Below are 24,687 nucleotides of genomic sequence, written 5' to 3' on the forward strand. Positions count from 1 at the left end.
TTCCGGCATCCCACGTGGGCGGTCAGCCCGGCGGGCGCCTCCCGCCGCGCCGCCGTCCGGACGTGAGATTGACCGCGCCACGCGCCGTCGTCTCGATCTCCTAGAGACAACTGCGCCCTTCGCCTGGCAGGCTGCCTCCCATGACCCTGAAGCTGCGTTCCGTGGGAACGAGCGACCGTGGGCTGATCCGCAGCGGAAACCAGGACGCCCTGCACGCCGGCAGCTGGCTCGTCGCCGTCGCCGACGGCATGGGCGGGATGGCCGCCGGCGACCTGGCCAGCGCCCTCACCATCGACGCGGTCGCCCCGCTGGACGTGGAGACACCCGAGGACGCCCTGGTGGCCGCGCTCGAGGGTGGCATCGCCCTGGCGACCTCCCGGATCCGACAGGCGGTCGCCGAGGATCCCGAGCGCCAGGGCATGGGCACCACGCTGACCGCCCTGCTCTTCGCCCGTACCGGCAGCTGCCTGGCGCTCGCGCACGTCGGCGACTCCCGGGCCTACCTGTTCCGCGAGGGCGTGCTCAAGCAGGTCACCCGGGACGACACGTTCGTGCAGATGTTGGTGGATCAGGGCGTGATCACCCCCGACCAGGCCAGCAGCCACCCGCGCCGCGCCGTGGTCACCCAGGCGTTGCAGGGTGAAGAGGTCTCCCCGTCGTACGCGACGATGGTGCCCCGGGCCGGCGACCGGTGGCTGCTGTGCAGCGACGGCCTCTCCAACGTGGTCCGCCCGGACACCCTCACCGAGGTGCTCAGCGGCTATCCGGACCGGGACGCCTGCGCCGCCAAGCTGATCGACCTGGCCCTGCACGCCGGCGCACCGGACAACGTCACAGTCGTGGTGGCCGACGTCGTCGAGGAGTAGGCCGGCGCTCAGCGCCGACGGCGTCGAGGAATAGGCCGGCGCTCAGCGCCGACGTGGCGTGGCGTGCCGGGTGGGCGTCGCCGTTCCCGGGTCCTCCGGCCACGGGTGCCGGGGATAGCGCCCGCGTAGCTCGGAGCGGACCTGCGGGTAACCGGTACGCCAGAACGAGGCCAGGTCGGCGGTGACCGCCACCGGCCGGCCGGCGGGGGAGAGCAGGTGCAGCAGCACCGGCACCCGACCGCCGGCGATGCGGGGGGCCGCCGGCCAGCCGAACGTCTCCTGGAGCTTCACGGCGAGCACGGGCGCGCCCGGGTCGCTGTAGTCCAGCCGGACCCGGGAACCACTCGGCACCTCGATCCGCTCCGGGGCCAACTCGTCGAGGCGGGCGGCCTGGGCCCAGGGCAGCAGCCGACGCAGCGCCGACGACACGTCCACTCGCGCCAGGTCGGCCCGGCGGCGCGCGGCGGCCAGCTCCGGGCCCAGCCAGCTGGGCGCGGCGTCGAGCAACGAGTCGTCGCCGACCTCCGGCCACGGATCACCCAGGTGGTGCCGGAGGAACGCGAGCCGCTCGCGCAGCCCTCGCGCCGACGGTGTCCACGGCAGCAGCCCCAGCCCGTCCTGACGCAGGCCGGTCAGCAACGCGGCAGCCACCTCGGCCCGGTCCGGCCGGTCCAGCCGCCGCTGGACCAGCTCGATCGCGCCCAGCCGGGTCACCTCCCGGGCCACCACGTCCCCGTCGGACCAGCCGACCTCGCGGCCGGTGCGCAGCAGCGGACCGGCCGCCTCCCGGGCCGTCGCCTCGTCCACCGGTGCGGCCCGGCGGATCCGGGCCGACGGCGCGCCGGGGGTGCGGTCCGCGACCGCCACCGCCAGCCAGTCCGACCCGGCCAGCCCCGAGCCGGCCGCCAGCTCCGCCGCGGTCCCGCCGGTCATCAGGTACGCCGAACCGCCCGGCCGCCGCACCCGGGCCAACCGTTCCGGGTACGCCAGCCCGACCAGCAGCCCGGCGGCGAGATCGTCGCTCAGCCCAGCTGAGCCGGTCCGGTCGGTGGCATCGGCGCGGCCCTTCGGTGGGGTGCGGGTCGGCAGCGCCGCGCGTAGCCGGCGTACCTCGGTGCGCCAGCGGGCGGTGGCGCCCGCGTCCACGCCGGTGCGCAGCCGACGCCATCCGGCGACCAGGTCGTCACCGGGGCCGGCCGCGCTCTCCTCGGCGAGCAGGGCCACCACCTCGGCGGCTCGGTCGGCGCCGACCCGGCCGGCGCCGTCGAGCAGCGCCCGGGCCAGCCGTGGGTGCGCTCCGGCGGCGGCGATCGACAGTCCCCGCGCGGTGATCCGACCGTCGGCGTCTACGGCGCCCAGGGTCTGCAGGGTGTCCCGGGCCACCGTCATCGCGGCGGCCGGTGGCGCGTCGGGCAACGCGAGCCCGACACCGTCCGGTGCGCCCCAGGCGGCCAGCTCCAGCGCGAAGCCGGTCAGATCGGCGGTGGCGATCTCCGGCTCGGCGCGGGCGGGCAGCCGCTCGTGGGTCGCCGCCGACCAGCAGCGGTAGACGTACCCGGGGGCCTCCCGGCCGGCCCGGCCAGCCCGCTGGGTGGCGGCGGCGCGGGAGACCGGCACGGTGACCAGCGCGCCGAGCCCTCGGGCCAGGTCGATCCGGGGCACCCGGGAGAGCCCGGCGTCCACCACGATCCGCACGCCCGGGACGGTCAGACTGGTCTCGGCCAGCGCGGTGGCCAGCACCACCCGCCGTCGGTCCGCGCGACGCAGCGCGGCGTCCTGCTCGGTGCCGCGTTGACGGCCGTGCAGCGGCAGCAGCGCCACTGTGTCCCGCAGGTCGCTCAACCGGCCGGTGACCGCCGCGATCTCGCCGGCCCCGGGCAGGAAGACGAGCACGTCACCGTCGTGCTCGCGCAGCGCCCGCCGGACGGTGGCGGCCACGTGGTCGAGCAGGGCACGGTCCACCGGCCCGGCCCCGGGCGGGGCGATGGGACGTGCCGGGGGCACCCAGATCCGCTGCACCGGATGCAACGCCGAGTCGGCCCGAACCACCGGGGCCGGGGTGGGCCCGCCCAGCAGCGCGGCGAACCGGTCGGTGTCCGGAGTCGCCGACATCGCCAGCAGCCACAGGTCCGGCCGGATTGTGGCGCGCGCCTCCACGGTGAAGGCCAGCGCGAGGTCGGCGTCGAGTTGGCGTTCGTGGCACTCGTCGAGCAGCACGGCACCCGTGCCGGGCAGCTCCGGGTCGTGGTGCAGCCGGCGGACCAGCAGGCCGGTGGTGACCACCTCGATCCGGGTGGCCGGGCCGACCCGGCGCTCGCCGCGCACCGCGTAGCCGACCCGCTCACCGACCCGCTCGCCGAGCAGCTCGGCCATGCGTCGGGCAGCGGCACGAGCCGCCACCCGGCGGGGTTGGGCGATCACCACCCGGCCGGTCACCCGGTCGGCCACGGCCAGCGGCGCCAGGGTGGTCTTGCCGGTGCCCGGTGGGGCCACCAGCACACCGGCGCCGGCCGCGTCGAGCGCCGTGACCAGCGCCGGCAGCACCGGACGGACCGGCAGGTCAAGTGTTACGTCGGAGAGCACGGCCCAGTCTCGCACCGGCGTGGGCGCGTCAGGGGCGACGGACCTCGCCGGCGCCGAGCACGAAGGCCCGCCAGGCCGCCGCGCCGAAGGCGAGCACCGGGCCGGAACGGTCCTTGCTGTCCCGGACGGCGACCTGACCGTCGACTGTCGCGACCTCCACGCAGTTGCCGTTGCCGCTGCTGCGCGTGCTGGTGCGCCAGTCCGCTCGGGTCAGGTCGTACGCCGTCATCCGCGGTACCTCTCGTCTGCGTCGGCGTGCCGCAGAAGCGGTCACGCAAAGTTACGAGAAGCATGCTCAAGACGGGTCATCGACGCCGTCGGATCGAGCGCCATCCGGCACAGCTCCTCGTGCAGAAGGCTATACCCGAGCACATGATCGGCTTCCTCCAGAGCCAGCCCCATCGTGAGGTTATCCAGGTAAACCACTGACGCGTCGGCGGCGTCGGCGAAGTTGAGGATCACGTACGGGGTGCTCATGGCCGGATGCCCGCCGGCCGCGAAGGGAAGTACCTGGATTGTCACGTTGGGTAGTTGTGCGATCCGGCTCATGTGGACCAACTGTTCGGCCATCACCGCGGTGCCGCCGACCGGGCGCAGGAGCACCGCCTCGTTGAGGATCACCGACAGGTCGACCGGGTCCTCCCGACGCAGCACCTCCTGCCGGCGCAGTCGGGCGGCGATCTTGCGCTCCAGACCGTCCTCGCCGGCGGTGCGCCGGAAGATCTCCCGGGCGTACGCCTCGGTCTGCAACAGCCCGGGCACCGACTCGGCCTCGTACGTGCGCAGTGCCGCCGCCTCGGCCTCCAGCCCGACGTAGAACTCGAACCACTCGGGCAGCACGTCGCTGTAGTTCTGCCACCAGCCCCGCTGCTGTGCCCCCCGGGCGATCTCGATCAGCGCTTCGGCATCCGAACCGGTCACCTGGTACAGCGCGAGGGCGGCCCGGACGTCGCGCGGTTTGATGCCGATCTGCGCGGTCTCGATCCGGGACAGGTTGCTCTTCGACATGTCGAGCTGACGGGCTGCCACATCGAGGGTCATGCCCGCGCGTTCCCGAAGTTGGCGGAGTTCCCGGGCGATGCGGCGACGCCGCACGGTCGGGCTGGCGGCGGGTCGGATGGTGGGAGTGGCGGTCACCGTCCGAGTCTGCCACGACAAGATCCGCAGGTCGCAGATGCACGGAGTGCAACTTTCGAATCTGGGAGTTGCGTTGCAGTAGCTGTCGGTGCATCCTTTCCCGGTCGCGATCACTGTGGACACACCTGTGCGGGAGGACCGTTGCTCATCGCCGACGAGTTCTTCCTGATCGCACACAACGACAGTCGCGGCAAGGCGAAACTGCACCCTGCGGCGACCGGGCTCGGGCTGGCCGGCGGGCTCCTCGGCGAGCTGATCCTTTATGGACATATCACCGTCACGGCCGGGCAGATCACCGTCATCGACCGGCGTCCGCCGGCCGACGCCCTGGCGCACACGGTGCTGGACCAGTTGGTCGGTGAGTCCCAGCACCGGGAATTGCGCACCTGGCTGAGCTTCCTGGCCCAGAGCGCCACGACCTCGGTGGGGGAGCGGTTGGCCCGCGCCGGGGTGCTGCGCCGCCAGGAGAGTCGCCGGCTGCTGCGTACCACTGTCAGCTACCTGCCGATCGACCTCAACGCGGTGGCCTGGCCGGCCACCCGGCTACGGGCCCTGCTGGACCGGCCGGACCCGCCGGGCGTGCCGGACGCCCTGCTGCTCGGCCTGGTCGTGGCCGCGGGGCTGACCCGCGAGGTGCTGTGGAGCGCCGGCCCTCGCGCGCACCACCGGCTGAACGTCCTCATCCCCGCGCTGCCGGCACCACTCAAGGAACTCGTCGGGCACACCGAGGCCGCCGTCGGCGCCGCCGTGCTGCGCGGCATCCCCTGATCCCCCCCCGGTAACCCCCAACCCTCCCCTCGACGATCGGAGTAGTCGTATGCCCCCGACATCGACAGTCGACCGACCCAGCAACGTCTCCGAAGCCCTGGCCCGGGGCCGTCTCGGCATCCCCTCGGTGATCTTCTTCGTCCTCTCCGCCGCCGCGCCGCTGACAGTGGTGGCCGGCGTCGTCACCACCGGCTACGGCGTCATCGGGGTGACCGGCATCCCGCTGGCCTTCCTGCTGATCGCCGCGGTACTCGCGCTGTTCTCGGTGGGCTACGTGGCGATGTCCCGCCGGGTGGAGAACGCCGGCGCCTTCTACGCCTACGTGTCCCGCGGCCTTGGCCGACCGGCCGGCGTGGGCGCCGCCTGGGTCGCGCTGATCGCGTACAACGCGTTGCAGGTCGGGCTGTACGGCACCATCGGCGTGGCGGCCGAGCCAGTGCTCGACCGGCTCTTCGGCGGACACCCGCACTGGGCCGTCGTGGCCCTGGTGGCGTGGGCGTTGGTAGGCCTGCTCGGCCTGCTCCGGGTCGACCTCAACGGCATGGTCCTGGCCGCGCTGCTGGTCGCCGAGATCGTGGTGGTCGTCGTCTTCGACCTGGGACAGCTCGGCAACCCGGCCAACGGTGAGGTCAGCTTCGCCTCGTTCTCACCGGACAACCTCTTCGTGACGGGGGTCGGCGCGGTGCTGGTGCTCGCCGTCCTCGGCTTCGTCGGCTTCGAGTCGGCGGTGGTCTTCAGCGAGGAGAGCAAGGACCCGAAGCGGACCGTGCCGCTGGCCACCTACCTCTCGGTGGCGATCATCGCCGGGCTGTACGCGCTGTCGTCCTGGACCATGACCGTCGCGGTCGGGCAGGACCAGATCGTCGCCGAGGCCGGGGAGCAGAGTGTCGGGCTCATCTTCAACCTGGCCGCCGCGCACCTCGGCGACACAGCGGTCACCATCGGGCAGGTGCTCTTCCTGACCTCGGTGCTCGCCGCGATGATCTCGTTCCACAACACCACGGCCCGCTACACCTTCGCCCTCGGTCGGGAGCGGGTGCTGCCAGCGGTGTTCGGGCAGACCTCGGCCCGTACCGGGGCGCCGCGGGCCGCCTCGGTGGCGCAGAGCGTCCTCGGACTGCTGGTCATCCTGCTGTACGCGGTCAACGGCTGGGACCCGGTGGTCCAGCTCTTCTTCTGGGTCGGTACCACCGGCGGCTTTGGTGTCCTGCTGCTGATCGCCACCACGTCGGTGGCGGTGATCGCCTACTTCGCCCGCTCCGGCGGGGGCGAGAACCTCTGGCGACGGGCCATCGCGCCCGGCCTGGCCACCATCGCGCTCTTCGTGATCATCTGGTTGGCCGTGTCGAACTTCGCCAACCTGCTCGGCGTCGCGCCGGACTCGACGCTGCGCTGGGCGCTGCCCGCCGCGTACCCGGTGGCTGCCCTGCTGGGCATCGGCTGGGCCCTGCTGCTGCGCAGCAACCGCCCGGACACGTACGCCCGGATCGGTCTGGGCGCGGCGAGCGCCGCGGCGGCCGTCAAGCCGGAGGCGCCGGCCGCCGCGGAGGTGACCCGATGAGCGTGGTCATCGAGCAACTCGGGCCGGAGGAGACCAGCCTCGCGGCGGGTCGGATCGCCGAGGCGTTCACCGTCCTGGAGGTGACGTACTGGCTGGTCCCCGACCCGAGCAAGCGGGAGGCCGTACTGGCCGGAGACTTCGAGATCCTGGTCGGGCACGCGATGCGGCACGGCATCGTCCACGCCACAGCGGACCGGGCCTCGGTTGCCGTCTGGTTTCCGTCCGTCGGCGAGCCGGCGCCGCCGCCGGCGGACTACGACGCCCGACTGGCCGCCGCCTGCGGCGAGTGGACCGACCGGTTCCAGCACCTCGACGAGCTGTTCGCGGCGAACCACCCGCATCCGGACCACCACCACCTCGCGTTCCTGGCGACCCGGCCCGACCGGCAGGGGCAGGGGTTGGGTAGCGCGCTGATGCGCCACCACCACGCCTGGCTGGACGCCAACGGGATGCCGGCGTACCTGGAGGCGAGCAGCCCGCGCAGCCGGGACCTGTACGCGAAGCACGGCTACCTGGCCGGCGAGCCGTTCCGGGTGCCCGACGGCACGCCGTTCTGGCCGATGTGGCGGGAGCCGGTCAGCTCCTGACGCGATCGCATCGCTACGCCCCAGCGTCCGTGTTGTCACGCTCACGTGACAACCCAGACGCGGAGGAGGGCCGGGTCCTCGGACCCGGCCCTCCTGTCGTCAGCTGGTCAGTACGTGCCGTCGAGCTGGCCACGCAGCTTGGTCAGCGCCCGGGTCAGCAGCCGCGAGACGTGCATCTGCGAGACGCCGATCTGGTCGGCGATCTGCGACTGGGTCAGGTTGCCGTAGAAGCGCAGCGTGAGGATCTTCTGCTCGCGCTCGTCGAGGGTGGCCAGCGCCGGGCCGAGGGCCACGCGCAGCTCGGCCAGCTCGAACTCGCTGTCCTCGCCGCCGAGCATGTCGCCCAGTTCGGTGGCGCGCTCGCCGTCGCCGGTCGGGGTGGACAGCGACACCGCGTTGTACGCGCGGGCGCCTTCCAGGCCCTCCAGCACCTCTTCCTCGGTGAGCTTGAGGTGCGCGGCGATGTCGGCGACCGTCGGGGAGCGGCCGAGGGTCTGCAGGAGCGAGCTGTTGGCGTCGGAGATGGCCAGCCGCAGCTCCTGGAGCCGGCGGGGCACCCGGATGTCCCAGGTGCGGTCGCGGAAGTGCCGCTTGAGCTCGCCGATGATGGTGGGGATCGCGTAGCCGGCGAAGTCGACACCGCGCGAGGGGTCGAACTTGTCGATGGCCTTGATCAGGCCGATCGCGGCGGTCTGCGCCAGGTCGTCGTTCGGCTCGCCGCGCCCGCTGTAGCGGTGGGCGAGGTGGTTGGCGAGCGGCAGCCAGGCCTCGATCGCCCGGTCCCGCAGCGCGGCGCGCGACGGGTGGTTGGCGGGCAGCGCCGCCATCGCGTTGAGCAGGTCGGCGGCGCTGTCGGTGAGAGCGCGCGGGTCGAGCTTGGTGGTGGCCTTGACGGCGGCGCTCGGCTGCTCGGTGATCGTTGGCGCGGTCATGGGTGGTCCTCCCTGCACCTCGTCCGCTGACAAAAAGACGTGACGCTTTGGTTTAGCTTTCAATGGGCCGTTCGGGAGTCACCTTAACCTGATCGTCTCCCAGAAATCTAGCCGAAAGGTTGATGTACTTAAGGTATGTTCGATAACAAAACGGGCAAGTGGGGCGGAAGTTGGGGTAGCTGTGAGGATCCTTACCCGTTGTTCCGGCCGTAGCGCCGCTGCCCGGTCGGCCGGCTGGCCGGGCCGATCGGCCCACAGGCCACGTCGAGTGGTCAACACGAAATCCGACAAGTCGCCAGGAGTGTCGACTATCCGTCCTTGTCCCGCTGGTGGGACCGGCCGTAGCGTCGCGTGTACACACCCGGTTCGGAGGCACCGTGCTCGATCCAGCCGCTCCCCAGCTCGTCGTGAACAGTCGCACCCTCTACTTCAGCTGGCTGCCGGCGGATCCCGACGCGGTCGCCGCGCTGGTCCCTCCGGGACTCTGCCCCCGCCCCGACCGGCAGGTCTTCCTCAACCAGTACATCGTCGACGACGAGACGCAGACCTCCGGCTTCGGCGCGTACTCGCTGACCTACCTCGGCGTCTCGCTGGTGGGCGTCGACGCGCCCGGCGGCCTCAACGCGGGCGGCTGGTGGACCCACTACGTGGCCTCCAGCCGGCGGGTCCGTGAGTACGCCGTCGCCCGCGGCGCCCCGGTGCTCGCCGGGCGCACCCGGATCGACGTGAACGGCGAGGACCTGCTCTCCGAGACGGAGATCGACGGCACGCCGCTGATCCGGGCCCGGTGTCGCGTGGGGGAGACCGGGCACGTGATCAGCAGTGGGCACCACCGTTACTTCACCCGGCGCGACGGCCAGCTGCTCAGCTCGGCCTACCCGTTCGTCGCCGAGCCGGTCGCCCCGTTCGAGATCGAGTCGGTGGAGTTCCTCCAGCCCGGCCACCCGGTGTACGCGCTGCGTCCGGCCAACCCGCTGACCATCGGCTTCGGCTACTACTCACCGCGCTCGTCGTTCGCCTACCCCGGCGGGCTGAGCGTGCACGCTGTCGCGGAGCCGGCCCGTCCACTTCACCAGGTGCCGGCCAGCCTCGCCCGCAGTGGCCTGCCGTCCGGGTCGTAGACCAGCCGGTACACCGGCAGAGCCCAGGCCCGCGTGTACCACGGCAGCCGCTCGGGGCGGTGCGGCCGCAGCCGCCCGGGCGGGCGTTCTCCCACCTGGCCGTCGTCGTACCACTGCTGTAGCGCGTCGGCGGCGGCCGTGACGGCCGCGACGGCGTCCGCCGGGTCCAGCAGGTCGGCGTCGTCCGCGCCGTCCGGGTCACGGTCCAGGTGCTCGCGCCACAGCCGCAGTCGCAGGTCCCGGGCGAAACTGCGCGCGCCGTCGCCCCGCCCGGCGGGGTCGGTGGGCTCCCGCTGGTCCGGGGTCTCGTCGAGCACCGCGCAGGACAACTCGCTGTCGTGCGTCCAGGACCGCCGATTGAAGTTGTCGCTGCCCACGCTGGCCCAGACGTCGTCGACCACACAGACCTTCGCGTGCACGTAGACCGGGTTGCCGGCGTGGTTCTCCACGTCGAACACGTGCACCCGGTCCGGTGCGGCCCGCTCGCACAACGACAGCGCCTGCTCACGCCCGACCATGTTCGGCGGCAGGGCCAGCCTGCCGTCCACGTCCGGGTGGCGGGGGACGACGGCGATCAGGTGCAGGTCCGGGTTGTCCCGCAGCGCGTGCGCGAACAGGTCCGCGACCTCGGCCGACCAGAGGTACTGATCCTCCAGGTAGATGAGCCGACGGGCCCGGCGTACCGCCTTGGTGTAGCCCCGGGCCACGGTCCGCTCCCCGTCCGGTGCGAACGAGTAGCGGGGCCGGACGGCGGGGTAGGTGCGCAGCACCTGGATCTGGTGCGGACCACAGGGCGGCGGATCGGCCGGTTGCTCGGGCAGCGGGTCGGGGCGCAGGTCCGAGCCGCGCAGCCGGTCCCGCAGGTAGGCGACCGGGTTCTCCGAGTCCAACGGCATCGGGTCGGTCCAGCGTTCCCGGAACAGCGTGTCCAACGCGCCGACCACCGGACCGCGCACCGCGAGCTGCACGTCGTGCCACGGCGGATTGGGTCCGTACCGGGGGGACATCTGCACCGGTTGCGGGTCGCCGTGGTGCGCGGCGTCGTCGCGGCGGCTGTGGCACAGGTCGATTCCGCCGGCGAAGGCGACGTCCCGCTCGGGCGCGCCCAGGTGCCGCAGCACCACGAGCTTCTGATGGTGCGAGCCGCCGCGCCGGACCCGCTGGTCCAGCAGCACCTCGCCACCGGCGGCCGAGATCGTCTCGCTGAGGTCGCGGTTCTCCGCCTCGCTGTACGCCAGGACGTCGAGGTGTGAGCGCCAGATCAACCCCTTGACCACCACACCGCGCTGCGCGGCCTGCGCGAAGAGCTGGGCAACTGTCGGGCCGTCCGGGCGCAGCCGCTGGTCCGGGTCACCCCGCCAGTCGGTGAAGAACAGGTGGTCGTCGGGGCCCAGGGCCTCGACCTCCTCGACCAGCCGGTCGAAGTACGCGGCGCCGTGAATCAACGGCTCGGCGAGGTTTCCCGTGGTCCATACGGGTATGCCAGAGACCGGGTTGGCGCGTTCCTCAGCGGTGAGAAACCAGTCCTGCAACGGCACCGTCCAGCCCCCCTGGAGGTCGGCAACGTCCTCACGGTAGGGCCCCCGACGCGGGTCCGCACGCCAGGCCGACAGACCGGTGACCTGGCCAACGCCATCGGAAGCGACGCGACCACAGCCGAGGAGGCCACACCATGCCCCGCGACACGACGAATCCCGTGACCGAGAACCGCGAGCCGGCGGTGGAGAGCGAGCGGGGTGCGCTGGTAGCGGTGTTGGTGATGGTGATTCTGGGCGTCGCCGGGATTTTTGCGGTCTCCTGAGGCGGCGTCGACGCCCCCGGGGTTCAACCGGAGGCGTCGGCGCCGATCTCAGCGGTCGACGGTGGTCAGGGCCGGGTGCCCTGGCCGCCGGTGTGCGGGAGCCGCTCGGTGGGGATCACGCCGAGGCGACCGGCCTGGAAGTCCTCGAAGGCCTTGAGCAGCTCGTCGCGGGTGTTCATCACGAACGGGCCGTACTGTGCCACCGGCTCCCGGATGGGCTGACCACCCATGATGTAGAGGTCCAGCGCCGGGGTGTTGCTGTCCTGCGAGGTGTCGGCGCTGAACCGCAGCGCGTCACCCGGGCCGTGCACCGCGAGCTGGCCGGTACGCACCGGCCGCCGGTCGGCACCGACGGTGCCGCGACCGCCCAGCACGTACACCAGCGCGTTGAAGTCGGGCCGCCAGGGCAGGTCGACCTGCGCGCCCGGCTGCACTGTGACGTGCGTGATGGTGATCGGGGTGAAGGTCGAACCCGGGCCGCGGTGCCCGGCGACCTCGCCGGCGATGACCCGGATCAGCGCGCCGCCGTCGGGCGTGGTGAGCAGCGCCGACTCCCGACCCCTGATGTCCTGGTAGCGGGGCGGGTTCATCTTGGCCGAGCGGGGCAGGTTGACCCACAGCTGGGTGCCGTGGAAGAGCCCCCCGCTCACCACCAGGTGCTCCGGCGGCGCCTCGATGTGCAGCAGGCCGCTGCCTGCCGTCATCCACTGGGTGTCGCCGTCGGTGATGGTGCCGCCACCGCCGTTGGAGTCCTGGTGGTCGAAGACGCCGTCGATGATGTACGTGACGGTCTCGAAGCCGCGGTGCGGGTGCCACGGGGTGCCCTTGGGCTCGCCCGGCGCGTAGTCGACCTCGCCCATCTGGTCGAGGTGGATGAACGGGTCCAGGTCGGTGGTCGACACCCCGGCGAAGGCGCGACGGACCGGGAAGCCCTCACCCTCGAAACCGCTGGGCGCCGTGGTCACCGTGCGGACCGGGCGGATCGTGGTGGCCTCGTCGAGTCGAGGCAGGCGGGGGAGGACGAGAACGTTGTCGACGGTGATCGCGGGCATGTCGAGGGCTCCTAACGTGAGGCAGGGGTGGTCGAGCTGACCCGCGATGCCCGCAGGCGCTCGCCGAGCCGGTCGAAGACCCGGGTGAGGCAGGCGACCTCGGCATCGTCGAGGTCGTCCATCAGGTGGGTACGCACCGACGCCAGGTGGTGGGGTGCGGCATCCCGCAGGGCGAGCAGCCCGGCGGCGGTGAGCACCGCTTCGCTGCCCCGTCGGTCGTCCGGGCAGGGCTCCTTGCTGACCAGGCCACGGCGCTGCATGGAGGAGACCTGGTACGTGAGGCGGCTGGGCGAGAAGATCAGCCGGCTGGCCAGCTCGCCCATCCGTAGCCGCTGCCCGGGTGCCTCGGAGAGCAGGACCAGCACGTGGTAGTCGGCGAAGCTGAGGTCGCTGGCGACCCGCAGGTCTTCTTCCAGCTGGGTGTAGAGACGCTGGCTGGCCTCGATGTAGGCGCGCCAGGCGGCCTCTCGGGTGCTGTCCAGGCTCTCGGTCATGCCACGACGATAGCACTCTTTCAAAATTTAACTACTGCCGTTGAGCGTTGCCTGGGTCACTTCGTCGCGTGATGGCGACCAAGTCGTGCAGCTTTGAAGGAAATCCACGGTAATGCGGCGGCGCGAAGACCCTGGGGTATGCCAGACTCCGGCCTCGTGGAACACGTGGAACTCGCCGCCGCCGACCTGTTGCTGCGCCCCTGGCGAGACGAGGACGCCCCGGCGGTGCGCGACGCCCTCCGCGACCCGGCGATCGCCCAGTGGAACCCGCAGGGCGGCGACCCGATCGACGACGAGGTCGCGCTGCTCTGGGTGCGCCGCCGGGCCGACTGGTCCACCGGCGGCCATGCCTCGATGGCGGTCACCGCGGCGGCCGGCGGTGAACTGCTCGGCTCGGTCTCGCTGCACCGCATCCACGACGGCGACGCGTCCATCGGCTACTGGACCGTGCCCGCGGCACGGGGACGTCAGGTGGCGGTGCGCGCCGTCGTCCGGCTCACCGAGTGGGCGTTCGCGGATCTCGGGCTGCACCGGGTGGAGCTGTGTCACGCGGTGGCCAACCCGGCGTCCTGCCGGGTCGCCGACCGCGCCGGCTACCCGGCCGAGGGGACCCTGCGCGAGTCGTACCGGTACGGCGACGGCCGCCGCTACGACGAGCACCTGCACGCCCGCCTGGCCACCGACCGCTAGGGCGCGGACCGCTAGCCGGCGGCGGGCCGGGGTCCGAACACACGTCGGCCCCGGCCGCCCCGGCCGCCCCGAACCGTCACTCGGTGACCCTGCGGAGGAACGTCGCGAGGGCGTTCCGGACGCGCTCGATCCGCTCCGGCAGGGGCAGAGGTTCGGGCGCGGGGGGCCCGGCGTGCTTCTTCCCCCGCAGATACAGCGAGCAGGCCAGGTCGGAGCACAGGTACGTGCCCACGGAATCGCCCTGCCGCCCGCTCGGACCGGCCTTGGGGGCGGTCATCAACGAGACGCCACCGCCGAGGTGCGTGGTCAGGCAGAACGAGCACATGCTGTGCCGCACGCGCCCCATCTGGTGCGCTGCGGCCCGCAGCACCACCCCGGTCAGCTTGCCGTCGGTCTCGGCGACGAGATAGGCCCGCTGCGGCGCGGAGGGGTCCCGCCAGCCGAGAAAGTCGAGGTCGTCCCACTGGCGCAGCTCAAGATCGTTCGGTACGGCCAGCCGCTTCGCCTCGCCCCGGCTGCAATTGACGAAGGACGCGCGGATGGCGGATTCGGTCAGGACCAACATAGGTAGTAGCCTAGCTCTCCTAGGCAAGCGATTATTACGGCTAGGTTGGGAGTGTGCTGCATGGCACGTGCCGGGGTGACCATCGAGCGCCTGACGCTGGCCGCGGCCGAACTGGCCGACCAGGTGGGCGTGGAGAACGTCACGGTCGCCGCGCTCGCGCGCCAGTTCGGGGTGAAGGACGCCAGCCTCTACTTCCACCTGAAGAACGCGCACGACCTGCGGGTCAGGATCGCCCTGCTGGCGCTGGCGGAGCTGGCCGACCGGGTCGCCGCCGCGCTCGCCGGCCGGGCCGGTAAGGACGCGCTTGTCGCGTTCGCCAACGCGTACCGCGACTACGCGCGGGAGCACCCGGGCCGCTACGCCGCCATGCAGATCGACCTCGATCCGGAGACCGCCGCCGCGAGCGCGGGCGTCCGGCACGCCGAGATGACCCGGGCGATCCTGCGCGGCTACCGGCTCTCCGAGCCCGACCAGACCGACGCGGTGCGGATGATGCACAGCACGTTCCACGGGTTTGTGAGCCTGGAGAAGACCGGCGGCTTCCGGCACACCCCGCGCCCCACCGACGACTCGTGGTCGCGCACCCTGGACGCCCTCGACGCCGTCCTCACCAACTGGCCGTCGCGCTGACGGCCGAGCGGGCCTGTGTCTGCCCTCCCGGCCGGCGCTCAGGGGTGTGCCCGGATCAGGGCGTCGCCGGCGCGGTGAGCGGGCGGCGCTGTGCGGTCCGCTGCCGGAGCAGGACGAATCCGAGGCCCGCCAGGAACCAGGCGGCGAGGATCACGAGGGGCGCCACGGTGTGTGCGCCGTCGAAGTAGCCGAAGTTGTTGACCGCCCGTACGGCCGCGCCCGGTGGGAGCTTCCCCGAGACCGCCTGTGCCCATTCCGGCAACAGGTCGACCCCGATCGTCGCCCCGCTCGTCGCGTTGCCAATGGTCGTGAGGGTGAGGACGGCGAGGGCGATGCCCGCCGGGCCGAGCCAGGCCCCCAGAGCCTTGGTCGTGAAGGCGCTGGCGGCGGAGAGCAGGGTGAGCGAGAGTGCGAGCAGCGGGAACGGGGCCGTGAGTGATCCGTAGACCGGACCCGCGACGGTCGCCGCGATCACGCCGATCAGGACGGCGAATCCGCCCATCGCGTAGAGGCGGTGGCGCAGCCGCACCTTCGCGGTGGCCGCGGTGAGCCCCTGCGCGAGGACGAACGACGAGAGGGTGACGCCGAACACCACGTAGAAGGCGGACAGCCCTCGGCTGTCATAGGTCGCCAGCGGCACGATGTCGTTCTCCTGGACGGTTGCCCCAGCCTTCTGGGCGAGACCGGCCGCGAGCTGACGCGCGGCGCCGCTCTCGCTGAACCCGCTCGCGCCGGCGTAGTCGAGTGTCAGCGTGGTGGGAGAGGTCGCGCCGAGCACGGCGACGGCGTCGCCGTGTCGCACCATGGCCTCGCCGTCCGCGATGCTCGCGACCTCGGTGACGGCCACGGCGTTACCGAACCCGGCCTGTGCGGTGTTCGCCAGCTGCGTGCTGGCCACGGCGATGGGCAGCTGGCTCGGCTGGGGGCTGCGTTGCAGTCCGACATAGAGCGCGATGAACGCCGTGCCGATGATCAGCCCGGTGATCACGAGCGTTGTCCAGGCTCGGCGTTGGGTGACCACGGGCGACGCTCCGCCGGTAGGTGGATCGGATGGCGACGTCATGGGTGCCTCCTCGGGTAGTGTGGTTTGAATGTCCAACCAGGCGAACCGTAGCACCGACGGTTTGAAAACCAAACCAGAGCGGGACACTCTCGCTGTGGCGCTCGACGCAGTCAACGACAGGTGGTCGCTGCACATCGTGCGAGCGCTCGCATTCGGCGCCTCGCGGTACACCGAGATCCTTCGTGCCGTCGGCGCGCCCAGGGACGTCCTCGCCGCTCGACTGCGCAAACTGGCCGAATCCGGCATCATTCAGGCCCGTACCACCGAGAACAGCAAGACCGCGGGGTACGAACTCACCCAGAAGGGCAAGGACCTCGGGCAGGTCATCCTCGTGCTCAAGCGCTGGGGTGACACCTACAGTGAGGACGACGTGCCCACTGTCGACTTCATCCACGAGGTCTGCGGCCAGGTCTTCGTCGCCGAGGTGCGCTGCCGGGCGTGTGGCAAGCCCATCCGGTCCGGAGAGCTGTCATTCGATCAGGAGTCCCCGGCATGCTGAGCGAACTGGAGTTGGCCGACTGGCGGGAGCGGGTGGCCCGGCTGTACCTGTCCGACGTCGACCTGGCCGGCTTCCGCGCCGGCCGCGACGAACTCTTCGCCACCCACCCGCAGAGCCCGATCCCGCCCGCGGAGCGCGCCGGCTTCACCGGGGTGCGCTACTTCCCGCCCAACCCGGCGGCAGTGGTGGAGGCGCCCCTGCGTCCAGCCAGCGGTGAGCTACGCATCGACACCGGCGGCCCGGACGGGGTGATCGCGTACCGGCGGGTGGCGATTGCCGAGACGTCCTGGGGGCCGCTGACCCTGTGGTGGATCGAGGCGTACGGGGGTGGGCTGTTCGTGCCGCTGCGCGACGGCACCTGCGGGCGGGAGAGCTACGGCGGGGGCCGGTACCTCACCGACACGGTGAAGGGCACCTTCGGCCGGGGCGTCCAGTTGCTACCCGGCGACAGGGTCCGGCTGGACGCCAACTACCTCTACAACCCGAGCTGTGCCTACGACGACCGCTGGGCCTGCCCACTGGCACCCCCGGAGAACCGGGTCGAGGTCGAGATCCGCGCCGGCGAGCTGACGTACCACGACTGAACGACGAAACGGCCGCCCCAGCGTGCTGCCGGGACGGCCGGTCGATCGTCGCTCAGCGGGTGTTCGCCGCCGGGTTGGGCATGTTGGGCATCTGCATCCGACCGAGCAGCTGTCGCGCCTGGTCGGTGAGCTGCGCGTCGACTGTCACCGCGTACTGGCCGGCGCGCAGCGAGCTGGCCGAGGTGAAGTCGCGCTGCCCGCCCGTCATCGCGTGCGCGACCGCGCCGAACACGGCACCCCAGATCGCACCGATGACCAGCCCGACCAGGATCACCGCCAGCCAGTTGCCGACGGTGAAGATGCCGAACAAAAGGCCGATGAAGAGCCCGAACCAGGCGCCGGTGCCGGCCCCGAGCAGGCCGGCTCGACCGGTCGTCATCCGCCCGAGCACCGTCTCCACCAGTGTGAGGTTGGTGCCGACGATGGCGCTGTGCTCCACCGGGAAGCGGTTGTCGGCCAGGTAGTCGACGACCCGCTGCGCGGTCGGATAGTCCGGGTACGAGCCGATCGTCACGGTCGGCGGGCCGGCTTCCGGCCCGTGGCCGTCACCGGCCGGTGTCGACAGGCGGCCGGCCGGCCCGGATGGAAGCAGGTCGCCACTCTGTGTGCCGGACCGCCAGGCGGCGGTCGGCCCCGAAGCTGACGTCATGAGCATCCTCCCTCGTCAGCTCGCCGCGTTCCCCTCCAGGCCGACCGGTAACGCGGTGTCCGCCGTCGGGCGGGAGGGGAATGAGCGCTGACTGCCCGGGTAGCCAGTCAGGTGGAGAGCGGACGGATCAGCGACTACGGTTTCCTCGCCGACGGCCGCAGCGCGGCGTTGGTGGACGCCTCGGGCTCGGTGAACTGGTGGTGCCCGGGCCGGTTCGACGCCCCGTCGGTGTTCGGGCGGCTGCTCGACGACAGCGCCGGGCACTGGTCGATCCAGCCCGAGGGCGACTACCGCGTCGAACGCTGCTACGTCGAGGACACCCTGGTGTTGCGGACGGTCTTCCGCACCGCCCAGGGGGAGGTCGTGTTGACCGACGCGCTTGCGTTCGAGCCCGGCTCGCGCGGTCACGACATCGGTCTGCACTCGCCGCAGGTGCTGGTCCGTTCGGTGGAGGGGCTGTCCGGTTCGGTGCCGATGCGGGTGCACTACCGGCCGCGCTTCGAGTACGGCCGCACCATCGCGTACCTGATCGAGCGGGAGGACATGCTGGAGGCCATCGCCGGGGCCGCCCGACTCACCCTGCGCGGCAGCGAACGGTTGACCGCCGGCGACGGCGAGGCCACCGGGACGTTCACCGCCCGCGCCGGCACGAAACACAACTTCACCCTCGGGTACGCCCCGACCTACGACGCCCCGCTGCCGGAGGTGCCGGACGCCGACCAGACCATCGCCGACACCGTCGCCGGCTGGCGTTCCTGGACGGCCGAGCACCCGTACGACGGGCTCTACGCCGACCAGGTGCGGCGCAGCCGGCTGGTGGTGCAGGGCATGACGTATCGGCCCAGCGGTGCGGTGGTGGCCTCGGTGACCACCTCGCTGCCGGAGAAGCTCGGCGGGGACCGCAACTACGACTACCGCTACGTCTGGGTGCGCGACTTCAGCCTGACCCTGCGGGCGCTGTGGCGGACGGCGTGCCTGGACGAGGTGCAGCGACAGTTCGCCTGGTTGGGTCGGGCGATGGGTCGCGTCGACGACAAGCCGGTGCCCATCATGTACGGGGTGCTGGGGGAGCGGGACCTCACCGAGCACCGCCTGGAACAGCTCGGCGGCTACCGCGACAGCCCACCGGTGGTGATCGGCAACGACGCGTGGCAGCAGCGGCAGACCGACATCTTCGGTGAGGCGATGGACGCCGCCTGGTTGATGCGCGACAAGCTGGAGCCGTTGGGCCTTGAGGTGCAGCACGTGCTCCGGGTGCTCGCCGACCAGGCCGAGCGGGACTGGGCGTTGCCCGACGCGGGCATGTGGGAGGAACGCGGCACCCAGCACCACCACGTGTCCTCGAAGGTGCAGTGCTGGGTCGCCCTGGATCGGGCGGTCCGCTTCGGTGACAAGCTCGGCGAGCCGCAGGACGTGGCACGCTGGGCGGCCGCCCGCGACGCGGTGCGCGCGCAGGTGCTCGAGCGGGGCTGGAACGAGCGGCTCCAGTCGTACACCGGGAATTTCGAATCCGACGACCTGGACGCGTCGGTGCTGGTGATGCCGCTGGTCGGCTTCCTGCGGGCCGACGACCCGCGGATGCGCTCGACGATCCGCGCGGTGGAGCAGCGGCTCTCCCACGACGGCCTGCTGCGGCGCTGGGACGGCGACCCGGCCGGGTTTCTCATCTGCTCGTTCTGGCTGGTGTGTTGCCTGGCGCTGGCCGGGGAGCGGGACAGGGCGCACGAGTTGTTCCGGGGGTTGGCGGCGCGGGTCAACGACCTCGGCCTGTTCGCCGAGCAGATCGACCCGCTGACCGGGGAGCAGCTGGGCAACTTCCCCCAGGCGTTCTCCCACATCGGCCTGATCAACGCGGCCGGTGTGCTGACCGACGTCGAGCGGGACCCGACGCTGCGTCAGTGCGGAATGCCCCCGGCGCACTTCTCCCCGGTGCGCCAGTGAGCCGGACTTTCGCAGAGATCGTGACAACTTTCTATCCGTTGACGCGAAGTTCTATCGCTTTCCAGTGAAAGACGTTAATGTCCGGGACACCTTGCGGTGCTCCTCCAGTCGGCGGGAGCGGCACCGAGATCCCCCGGACAGCTGGAGGTCTCGTGTCCCGCACACCGCGCCGACGTCTCGTCAGCGCCACCACAGTGCTCACCGTCCTGGTAGCCCTCCTTTTCGTGCCGCAGGCAAGCGTTCGCCCGGCCGCCGCGGCCCCGGCCCGCGCCGCCGCCCTGGCACCGCCCGCCACCGTCGGTTTCGAGAAGGTCGCCCTCGACGGCGGTCTCTCCATGGGCGAACCGATCGAACTGGCCGTCGCCCCCGACGGCAAGGTCTTCTACATCAACCGGGGTACCAGCAGCGCCGGCGGCCAGGTCCGCCTCTACAACCCGGCGACCAGGTCCACCACCGTGGCCCTGACCCTGCCGCTGGACGCCCGCTTCGAGGACGGCCTGATCGGCATCACACTGCACCCGGGCTTCGCGACCAACCGCTGGGTCTACCTCTTCTACTCGCCGAAGGTCACCCCCCTGGTCAACCGAATCAGTCGGTTCACCTTCAACCCGTCCACCCTGCTGCTCGACCCGGGCAGCGAGGACATGCTCATCGAGTGGCCCACCGAACGCGACCTCTGCTGCCACTCGGCCGGCTCGATGAGCTGGGACACCGCCGGCAACCTGTACTTCGCCGTCGGCGACAACACCAACTCCGGCGGCGACTCCGCCGGGATGGCCCCGATCGACGAGCGGACGAGCCGCAACGCGCAGTACGACGCCCAGCGCACCTCCGGCAACACCAACGACCTGCGCGGCAAGATCAACCGGATCCACCCGGAGAACGACGGCACCTACACAGTCCCCGCCGGCAACCTCTTCGCCGCCGGCGCCGCGCGCACCCGGCCGGAGATCTACGTGATGGGCGTACGCAACCCGTACCGGATCTGGGTGGACCGCAAGGCCAACAACACCCTCTACTGGGGTGAGGTCGGCCCGGATGCCGGCGCCGACCTGGCCAACCGTGGCCCGGCGGCCTACGACGAGTTCAACCGGGCCAACGGGCCGGGCAACTACGGCTGGCCGTACTGCGGCGGCCCCAACGTCGCCTACAACGACTGGGACTTCGCCACCGCCACCCCGCGCGGCTGGTTCCCCTGCGGCGGCTCGACCGGCCCGGTCAACAACTCGCCCCGCAACACGGGTGTCCAGCAGCTTCCGCCGACCAAACCAGCACTGGTCTGGGAACAGCACGGCGGCAGTGAGGACTGGCCGGCGCTGGACAACCCGGGTGGGTGCGGGTCGCCCAACCACGTCGAGGTCTACCACTACGACCCGAACCTCGTCTCGGACGTGAAGTGGCCGGCCTACTACGACAACAAGTGGCTGATCTCCGAGTACTGCCGCAACTGGATCAAGGAGGTCCAGTTCGACAACGGCAACCCGTCCACCGGAGCGCCGACAGTCATCGAACCGGTGCTCGCCGGCATGAAGCTCGTCCACCCGATCGACTGGCAGTTCGGTCCGGACGGCTCGCTCTACCTGCTGGAGTACGGCAGCGGCTACTTCTCCGGCGCGGTCGACGCCGGTCTCTACAAAATCAACTACGTCCAGGGTGGCCGGTCACCGGTGGCCAAGGCCGCCGTCAACCGGGACAACGGCCTGGCCCCCCTGTCGGTGACCTTCTCCAGCGCCGGCAGCTCGGACCCGGACGGCGACCCGCTGACGTACGCCTGGGACTTCACCAACAACGGCAGCACCGACTCGACCGCCGCGAACCCGTCCTTCACGTACTCCGCGAACGGGAGCTACAGCGCCCGGCTCACCGTCAACGACGGCACCGGCCGCAGCGCCACCACAGTGGTGTCAGTGGTGGTCGGCAACAACCGGCCGACTGTCACGTTGACCGGACTGCCCGCCGGCGGGCTCTTCGACTGGGGGCAGGACCTGACGGTGGCCGCCTCCGCCAGCGACACGCAGGACGGCACGCCGGCCTGCTCGGCGGTGGTCGTCCGGGCCGCGCTCGGCCACCAGGAACACGCCCACGAGGAGGGGGAGGGGACCGGCTGCGGCGCCACCTTCAACACCGGCCCGGTGCACGCCGGCCCCGACTCGGTGCTGTTCTTCGTCCTGCGGGGCAGCTACACCGATCGCGGCGCGACCGGCGCGGCCGCGCTCACCGGTGAGCAGGAGATCAGCCTCTACCCGAAACAGTGGCAGGCCGAGCACTTCGTCCAGCTCAACGGCCCCAAGGTGATCGACCAGGCGGCGGCCGAGGGCGGCAAGCGGCTGGGTGACGTCCAGAACGGCGAGAGCGTCCGCCACCACGCGGTGAGCCTCAAGGGGATCACCGGCGTCCGGGCCCGCGTCTCCTCCGGCGGCCCCGGCGGCACCCTCTCCTTCCGGTACGACTCACCCACCGGCACCGAGGTCGCCCGGATCGCGGTGCCGAACACCGGCGGCTGGGACAACTACACCGAGCTGAGCGCCACCGTGACCAGGCCCGACGACGGCACCCACGACCTGTACCTGGTCGCCACCGGCGGCAGCGGGGCGCTGCTGGACGTGGACAGCTACACCTTCACCGGTCCGGGCGTCGGCACCGGCGGGCCACGCACCGGTGAGGTGAAGGCCCTTGGCAAGTGCGCGGACATCGCCTCCAGCCAGACCGCGAACGGCACCAAGGTGCAGACCTGGACCTGCAACGGCACCGCCGCGCAGCGCTGGACCCTGCCCGGCGACGGTACGGTGCGTGGGCTCGCCAAGTGCCTGGACGTGAAGGCGAGCGGCACCACCGACGGCACCCTCGTGCAGCTCTACGACTGCAACGGCAGCGGGGCCCAGCAGTGGGCCGCCCAGCCGGACGGCAGCCTGCGCAACCCCCAGTCCGGGCGATGCCTGGACATCCCCAACTCGGACCTCACCGACGGCCGTCAACTGCGGATCTGGACCTGCAACGGCACCGGGGCCCAACGCTGGACCCTGCCGTGACCGCCCCCTGACCGGCTCGGAGATACCGCAGCGCATTGCTCCCTGATCACTTGATGCTGAGTAGTTGTGGGAAGGCTCCAACAGCTACTCAGCATCAAGTGATCGTGAGCTTGGGGGAGGATGTCGGGATGCGGCTGGTGCTGACGGCGGACACCCATGTACCGAAGCGGGCCCGGGACCTACCCGGGCCCCTCTGGGCGGCCATCGAGGCGGCCGACGTGGTGGTGCACGCCGGCGACTGGGTGGACGAGGCGTTGCTCGACGCCATGACCGCGCGGTCGCGCCGACTGATCGGGGTGTACGGCAACAACGACGGCCCGCCGCTGCGCGCCCGGCTGCCGGAGGTGGCCCGGGTCGAGCTCGACGGACTGCGGATGGCGGTGGTGCACGAGACCGGTCAACGGACCGGCCGCGAGAAGCGGTGCGCGGCCCGTTTTCCCGACGTCGACCTGCTGGTCTTCGGGCACTCGCACATCCCCTGGGACACCGAGGCGCCCGGTGGGCTGCGCCTGCTCAACCCCGGCTCACCCACCGACCGCCGCTCCCAACCCCACGCCACCTACCTCACCGCAGAACTGAACGCCGGCACCCTCGCCAAGGTCCACCTACACCGCCTACCCCGCCCCTGACCCCCGCCCTCTGCCCCCCCGCGCCCCCGCCCCTCACCCCTCACCCCCCGCGATCTTGCACTTGCTGTCGTTGTTTTGCGCCTTGTGCGCCTTTTGTCGCAACAGAAAGTGCAAGATCGCGGGGAGCGGGGAGCGGGGAGCGGGGAGCGGGGAGCGGGGGTGTGGGGAGCGGGGAGCGGGGAGCGGGGGTGTGGGGAGCGGGCGGCGCGGGGAGTTCGGGTTACTGGCCTCGGCCGGTCTCGGCCCGGAGCTCGTCGATGCGCTTGGACGCCTCGGCCTTGGTCAGGTCATCCGGGAGGTCGGCGTGGGCTTCCCGGGCCAGCGTGCCCAGGTAGGACTCCTGGGCGGCGGTCGGCGGCTCGTCGCCGGTGACCCACTCGTCCGGGTCCTTGATCGCGGCGTTCTGGTCGGCCTGCTCGGTGCGGCGGTCCGTCATCATCATCACCCTTTCTTTCGAACAGGTGTGCCAGTACCCCGATTGTTCGTGGTTCATGCCCGAACGCCGCCACCTACGATCATCGGATGACGGTGGACCGGTCGGGTGTGGTGGTGGTCGGGGCGGGCATTGCCGGGGTGGCGTGTGCCGTCGAGTTGACCCGGGCCGGGGTGCCGGTGCAGGTCCGGGAGCGGGGGCACGTCCGCGGTGGCCGGATGGCCAGCAAACGCTTCCAGGGCCGACCCGCGGACATCGGCGCCGCCTACTTCACCGCCACCGACCCCGACTTCGCCGCCCTGGTCGAGCAGTGGCGCGCCGCCGGGCTGGTCCGCGAGTGGACCGACACCTTCCAGGCGTACGACGGGAGCGGGAGCCACGAGGTGCCCGGGCCGATGCGTTTCGCCGCCCCCCGTGGGCTGCGCTCGTTGGTCGAGCACCTGGCCGACGCCGTGCCGGTGACCGTCGACCGGCTGGTGCTCATGGTGGAGCCCGGCCCGGTCGTGGATGGGGAGTCGTGCGCGGCGGTCGCCCTGGCCATGCCGGGCCCGCAGGCCGCCCTGCTGCTCGACCCGGCCCTGACCGACGCCACCCGGGTCGTGCAGGCGCAACGCTGGTCGCCGTCGCTGGCCGCGGTGCTGCGCTTCCCGACCCGGCGCTGGCCGGACTTCCGGGGCGCGTTCGTCAACGAGCACCCGGTCCTCAACCTCGTCTGCGACGACGGCGACCGGCGCGGTGACGGCGCTCCGGTGCTGGTCGCGCACACCGTGCCGGAGTTCGCGGCCGGGCACCTGGCCCAACCCACCGGTGCCGGCCCGGCCATCGAGCAGGCCGTCCGGGATCTGCTCGGGCTGCCCGAGCAGGCCGTCGACGTGCACGTGCACCGCTGGACGTACGCGAAGCCGACCAGCCACGCCGGCGGCGCCACCCACCACCTCGACGCCGACGGGATCGGCCTGGCCGGCGACGCGTTCGGCAAGCCCCGGGTGCAGAGCGCCTGGCGCTCCGGCCGGGACCTGGGCCGCGCGCTGGCCGACCGCCTGGCCTGAGACACGCGTGCCCGGCTGCGCCGA

Annotated in this window: 25 protein-coding genes; 14 read left to right on the plus strand and 11 right to left on the minus strand. The window is 71.8% G+C overall.

Annotated features, from left to right (window positions below):
• Positions 1–140: 140 nt before the first annotated feature.
• On the plus strand, positions 141–866 hold the full coding sequence (locus IW249_RS19985) for a PP2C family protein-serine/threonine phosphatase (protein WP_196922146.1): 726 nt from the start codon (positions 141–143) through the stop codon (positions 864–866).
• A 42-nt stretch (positions 867–908) separates the two neighbouring features.
• Here the strand turns inward: IW249_RS19985 and hrpB are convergent, their stop codons facing one another.
• Genes hrpB through IW249_RS20000 form a run of 3 tightly spaced genes read right to left on the minus strand, consistent with a single transcriptional unit; the run spans position 909 to position 4,544 of the window.
• Complete coding sequence (gene hrpB / locus IW249_RS19990) at positions 909–3,449, minus strand: ATP-dependent helicase HrpB (RefSeq protein ID WP_196922147.1); 2,541 nt, start codon at positions 3,447–3,449, stop codon at positions 909–911.
• A 28-nt stretch (positions 3,450–3,477) separates the two neighbouring features.
• Complete coding sequence (locus tag IW249_RS19995; RefSeq protein ID WP_196922148.1) at positions 3,478–3,678, minus strand: DUF397 domain-containing protein; 201 nt, start codon at positions 3,676–3,678, stop codon at positions 3,478–3,480.
• A 41-nt stretch (positions 3,679–3,719) separates the two neighbouring features.
• Positions 3,720–4,544, minus strand: a complete 825-nt coding sequence (locus IW249_RS20000; protein ID WP_307788829.1) for a helix-turn-helix domain-containing protein — start codon at positions 4,542–4,544, stop codon at positions 3,720–3,722.
• Between the two features lie 183 nt (positions 4,545–4,727).
• Between IW249_RS20000 and IW249_RS20005 the strand changes: the two genes are divergently transcribed.
• From IW249_RS20005 to IW249_RS20015, 3 genes are read left to right on the plus strand one after another with little or no spacing between them, the layout of a single operon-like run.
• The gene (locus tag IW249_RS20005) at positions 4,728–5,354 is read left to right on the plus strand and encodes a GOLPH3/VPS74 family protein (protein ID WP_112602179.1); all 627 of its coding nucleotides are present in this window, start codon (positions 4,728–4,730) and stop codon (positions 5,352–5,354) included.
• 49 nt (positions 5,355–5,403) lie between these two features.
• Positions 5,404–6,915, plus strand: coding sequence for an APC family permease (locus tag IW249_RS20010; RefSeq protein WP_196922149.1), 1,512 nt, complete (start codon positions 5,404–5,406; stop codon positions 6,913–6,915).
• Positions 6,912–7,502 carry a GNAT family N-acetyltransferase gene (locus tag IW249_RS20015; RefSeq protein ID WP_196922150.1) on the plus strand — a complete coding sequence of 197 codons (591 nt, stop codon included), beginning with the start codon at positions 6,912–6,914 and terminating at the stop codon, positions 7,500–7,502. Before IW249_RS20010 ends, IW249_RS20015 begins: the two co-directional genes overlap by 4 nt.
• Before the next feature lie 107 nt (positions 7,503–7,609).
• Here IW249_RS20015 and IW249_RS20020 read toward each other — a convergent pair whose 3' ends face one another.
• Entirely contained in the window at positions 7,610–8,434 is an 825-nt protein-coding gene (locus IW249_RS20020) for a SigB/SigF/SigG family RNA polymerase sigma factor (protein WP_196922151.1), read from the minus strand.
• 377 nt (positions 8,435–8,811) lie between these two features.
• Here IW249_RS20020 and IW249_RS20025 point away from each other — a divergent pair, with 377 nt between their 5' ends.
• The gene (locus tag IW249_RS20025; protein WP_196922152.1) at positions 8,812–9,555 is read left to right on the plus strand and encodes a hypothetical protein; all 744 of its coding nucleotides are present in this window, start codon (positions 8,812–8,814) and stop codon (positions 9,553–9,555) included.
• Here the strand turns inward: IW249_RS20025 and IW249_RS20030 are convergent.
• Positions 9,504–11,093 (minus strand): phospholipase D family protein, encoded by a 1,590-nt coding sequence (locus IW249_RS20030; RefSeq protein WP_196922153.1) that lies wholly within the window; start codon positions 11,091–11,093, stop codon positions 9,504–9,506. The genes IW249_RS20025 and IW249_RS20030 overlap by 52 nt on opposite strands.
• A gap of 134 nt (positions 11,094–11,227) precedes the next feature.
• Here IW249_RS20030 and IW249_RS34780 point away from each other — a divergent pair, with 134 nt between their 5' ends.
• On the plus strand, positions 11,228–11,356 hold the full coding sequence (locus tag IW249_RS34780) for a hypothetical protein (protein WP_256441970.1): 129 nt from the start codon (positions 11,228–11,230) through the stop codon (positions 11,354–11,356).
• Positions 11,357–11,421: 65 nt separating this feature from the next.
• Here the strand turns inward: IW249_RS34780 and IW249_RS20035 are convergent, their stop codons facing one another.
• On the minus strand, positions 11,422–12,408 hold the full coding sequence (locus IW249_RS20035; RefSeq protein ID WP_196922154.1) for a pirin family protein: 987 nt from the start codon (positions 12,406–12,408) through the stop codon (positions 11,422–11,424).
• Between the two features lie 11 nt (positions 12,409–12,419).
• Complete coding sequence (locus IW249_RS20040) at positions 12,420–12,902, minus strand: MarR family winged helix-turn-helix transcriptional regulator (RefSeq protein ID WP_196922155.1); 483 nt, start codon at positions 12,900–12,902, stop codon at positions 12,420–12,422.
• A gap of 156 nt (positions 12,903–13,058) precedes the next feature.
• Here IW249_RS20040 and IW249_RS20045 point away from each other — a divergent pair, with 156 nt between their 5' ends.
• The gene (locus IW249_RS20045) at positions 13,059–13,592 is read left to right on the plus strand and encodes a GNAT family N-acetyltransferase (RefSeq protein ID WP_196922156.1); all 534 of its coding nucleotides are present in this window, start codon (positions 13,059–13,061) and stop codon (positions 13,590–13,592) included.
• Positions 13,593–13,668: 76 nt separating this feature from the next.
• Here IW249_RS20045 and IW249_RS20050 read toward each other — a convergent pair whose 3' ends face one another.
• Positions 13,669–14,157 carry an FBP domain-containing protein gene (locus IW249_RS20050; RefSeq protein ID WP_196922157.1) on the minus strand — a complete coding sequence of 163 codons (489 nt, stop codon included), beginning with the start codon at positions 14,155–14,157 and terminating at the stop codon, positions 13,669–13,671.
• Positions 14,158–14,217: 60 nt separating this feature from the next.
• Here IW249_RS20050 and IW249_RS20055 point away from each other — a divergent pair, with 60 nt between their 5' ends.
• On the plus strand, positions 14,218–14,787 hold the full coding sequence (locus tag IW249_RS20055; protein WP_196922158.1) for a TetR/AcrR family transcriptional regulator: 570 nt from the start codon (positions 14,218–14,220) through the stop codon (positions 14,785–14,787).
• Positions 14,788–14,842: 55 nt separating this feature from the next.
• On the opposite strand, the gene IW249_RS20060 is transcribed toward IW249_RS20055, so the two are convergent.
• Complete coding sequence (locus IW249_RS20060; protein WP_196922159.1) at positions 14,843–15,850, minus strand: hypothetical protein; 1,008 nt, start codon at positions 15,848–15,850, stop codon at positions 14,843–14,845.
• Between the two features lie 94 nt (positions 15,851–15,944).
• Here IW249_RS20060 and IW249_RS20065 point away from each other — a divergent pair, with 94 nt between their 5' ends.
• Together IW249_RS20065 and IW249_RS20070 are read left to right on the plus strand one after the other, a co-directional pair.
• Entirely contained in the window at positions 15,945–16,349 is a 405-nt protein-coding gene (locus tag IW249_RS20065; RefSeq protein WP_307788647.1) for a winged helix-turn-helix transcriptional regulator, read from the plus strand.
• The gene (locus tag IW249_RS20070; protein WP_372432982.1) at positions 16,343–16,933 is read left to right on the plus strand and encodes a DUF1684 domain-containing protein; all 591 of its coding nucleotides are present in this window, start codon (positions 16,343–16,345) and stop codon (positions 16,931–16,933) included. Before IW249_RS20065 ends, IW249_RS20070 begins: the two co-directional genes overlap by 7 nt.
• 52 nt (positions 16,934–16,985) lie before the next feature.
• On the opposite strand, the gene IW249_RS20075 is transcribed toward IW249_RS20070, so the two are convergent.
• Positions 16,986–17,582: a YflT domain-containing protein gene (locus IW249_RS20075; protein WP_196922161.1), complete on the minus strand. Its 597-nt coding sequence runs from the start codon at positions 17,580–17,582 to the stop codon at positions 16,986–16,988.
• Between the two features lie 111 nt (positions 17,583–17,693).
• Here IW249_RS20075 and IW249_RS20080 point away from each other — a divergent pair, with 111 nt between their 5' ends.
• The 3 genes from IW249_RS20080 (at position 17,694) to IW249_RS20090 (ending at position 23,181) form a co-directional block, all read left to right on the plus strand.
• A complete protein-coding gene (locus IW249_RS20080; RefSeq protein ID WP_196922162.1) occupies positions 17,694–19,523 on the plus strand; it encodes a glycoside hydrolase family 15 protein in 1,830 nt (609 codons plus the stop codon).
• Positions 19,524–19,675: 152 nt separating this feature from the next.
• Positions 19,676–22,552: a ricin-type beta-trefoil lectin domain protein gene (locus IW249_RS20085; protein WP_196922163.1), complete on the plus strand. Its 2,877-nt coding sequence runs from the start codon at positions 19,676–19,678 to the stop codon at positions 22,550–22,552.
• Positions 22,553–22,680: 128 nt separating this feature from the next.
• Positions 22,681–23,181 (plus strand): metallophosphoesterase family protein, encoded by a 501-nt coding sequence (locus IW249_RS20090; RefSeq protein WP_196922164.1) that lies wholly within the window; start codon positions 22,681–22,683, stop codon positions 23,179–23,181.
• A 220-nt stretch (positions 23,182–23,401) separates the two neighbouring features.
• Here the strand turns inward: IW249_RS20090 and IW249_RS20095 are convergent, their stop codons facing one another.
• A complete protein-coding gene (locus tag IW249_RS20095; RefSeq protein ID WP_196924870.1) occupies positions 23,402–23,620 on the minus strand; it encodes a DUF3072 domain-containing protein in 219 nt (72 codons plus the stop codon).
• A gap of 104 nt (positions 23,621–23,724) precedes the next feature.
• On the opposite strand from IW249_RS20095, the gene IW249_RS20100 reads away from it, so the two are divergent.
• Positions 23,725–24,663 (plus strand): NAD(P)/FAD-dependent oxidoreductase, encoded by a 939-nt coding sequence (locus tag IW249_RS20100; RefSeq protein WP_196924871.1) that lies wholly within the window; start codon positions 23,725–23,727, stop codon positions 24,661–24,663.
• Positions 24,664–24,687: the final 24 nt, after the last annotated feature.

Origin of the sequence: Micromonospora vinacea (assembly GCF_015751785.1) — a bacterium.
Taxonomy (GTDB): Bacteria; Actinomycetota; Actinomycetes; order Mycobacteriales; family Micromonosporaceae; genus Micromonospora; species Micromonospora vinacea.

What these genes read in the sequence shown, in the direction of transcription:
- IW249_RS19985 (WP_196922146.1), top strand. Translation starts at nt 141, where the DNA reads ATGACCCTGAAGCTGCGTTCCGTGGGAACGAGCGACCGTGGGCTGATC.
- IW249_RS19995 (WP_196922148.1), bottom strand. Translation starts at nt 3,678, where the DNA reads ATGACGGCGTACGACCTGACCCGAGCGGACTGGCGCACCAGCACGCGC.
- IW249_RS20010 (WP_196922149.1), top strand. Translation starts at nt 5,404, where the DNA reads ATGCCCCCGACATCGACAGTCGACCGACCCAGCAACGTCTCCGAAGCC.
- IW249_RS20015 (WP_196922150.1), top strand. Translation starts at nt 6,912, where the DNA reads ATGAGCGTGGTCATCGAGCAACTCGGGCCGGAGGAGACCAGCCTCGCG.
- IW249_RS20020 (WP_196922151.1), bottom strand. Translation starts at nt 8,434, where the DNA reads ATGACCGCGCCAACGATCACCGAGCAGCCGAGCGCCGCCGTCAAGGCC.
- IW249_RS34780 (WP_256441970.1), top strand. Translation starts at nt 11,228, where the DNA reads ATGCCCCGCGACACGACGAATCCCGTGACCGAGAACCGCGAGCCGGCG.
- IW249_RS20035 (WP_196922154.1), bottom strand. Translation starts at nt 12,408, where the DNA reads ATGCCCGCGATCACCGTCGACAACGTTCTCGTCCTCCCCCGCCTGCCT.
- IW249_RS20040 (WP_196922155.1), bottom strand. Translation starts at nt 12,902, where the DNA reads ATGACCGAGAGCCTGGACAGCACCCGAGAGGCCGCCTGGCGCGCCTAC.
- IW249_RS20050 (WP_196922157.1), bottom strand. Translation starts at nt 14,157, where the DNA reads ATGTTGGTCCTGACCGAATCCGCCATCCGCGCGTCCTTCGTCAATTGC.
- IW249_RS20055 (WP_196922158.1), top strand. Translation starts at nt 14,218, where the DNA reads ATGGCACGTGCCGGGGTGACCATCGAGCGCCTGACGCTGGCCGCGGCC.
- IW249_RS20060 (WP_196922159.1), bottom strand. Translation starts at nt 15,850, where the DNA reads ATGACGTCGCCATCCGATCCACCTACCGGCGGAGCGTCGCCCGTGGTC.
- IW249_RS20070 (WP_372432982.1), top strand. Translation starts at nt 16,343, where the DNA reads ATGCTGAGCGAACTGGAGTTGGCCGACTGGCGGGAGCGGGTGGCCCGG.
- IW249_RS20075 (WP_196922161.1), bottom strand. Translation starts at nt 17,582, where the DNA reads ATGACGTCAGCTTCGGGGCCGACCGCCGCCTGGCGGTCCGGCACACAG.
- IW249_RS20090 (WP_196922164.1), top strand. Translation starts at nt 22,681, where the DNA reads ATGCGGCTGGTGCTGACGGCGGACACCCATGTACCGAAGCGGGCCCGG.
- IW249_RS20095 (WP_196924870.1), bottom strand. Translation starts at nt 23,620, where the DNA reads ATGATGACGGACCGCCGCACCGAGCAGGCCGACCAGAACGCCGCGATC.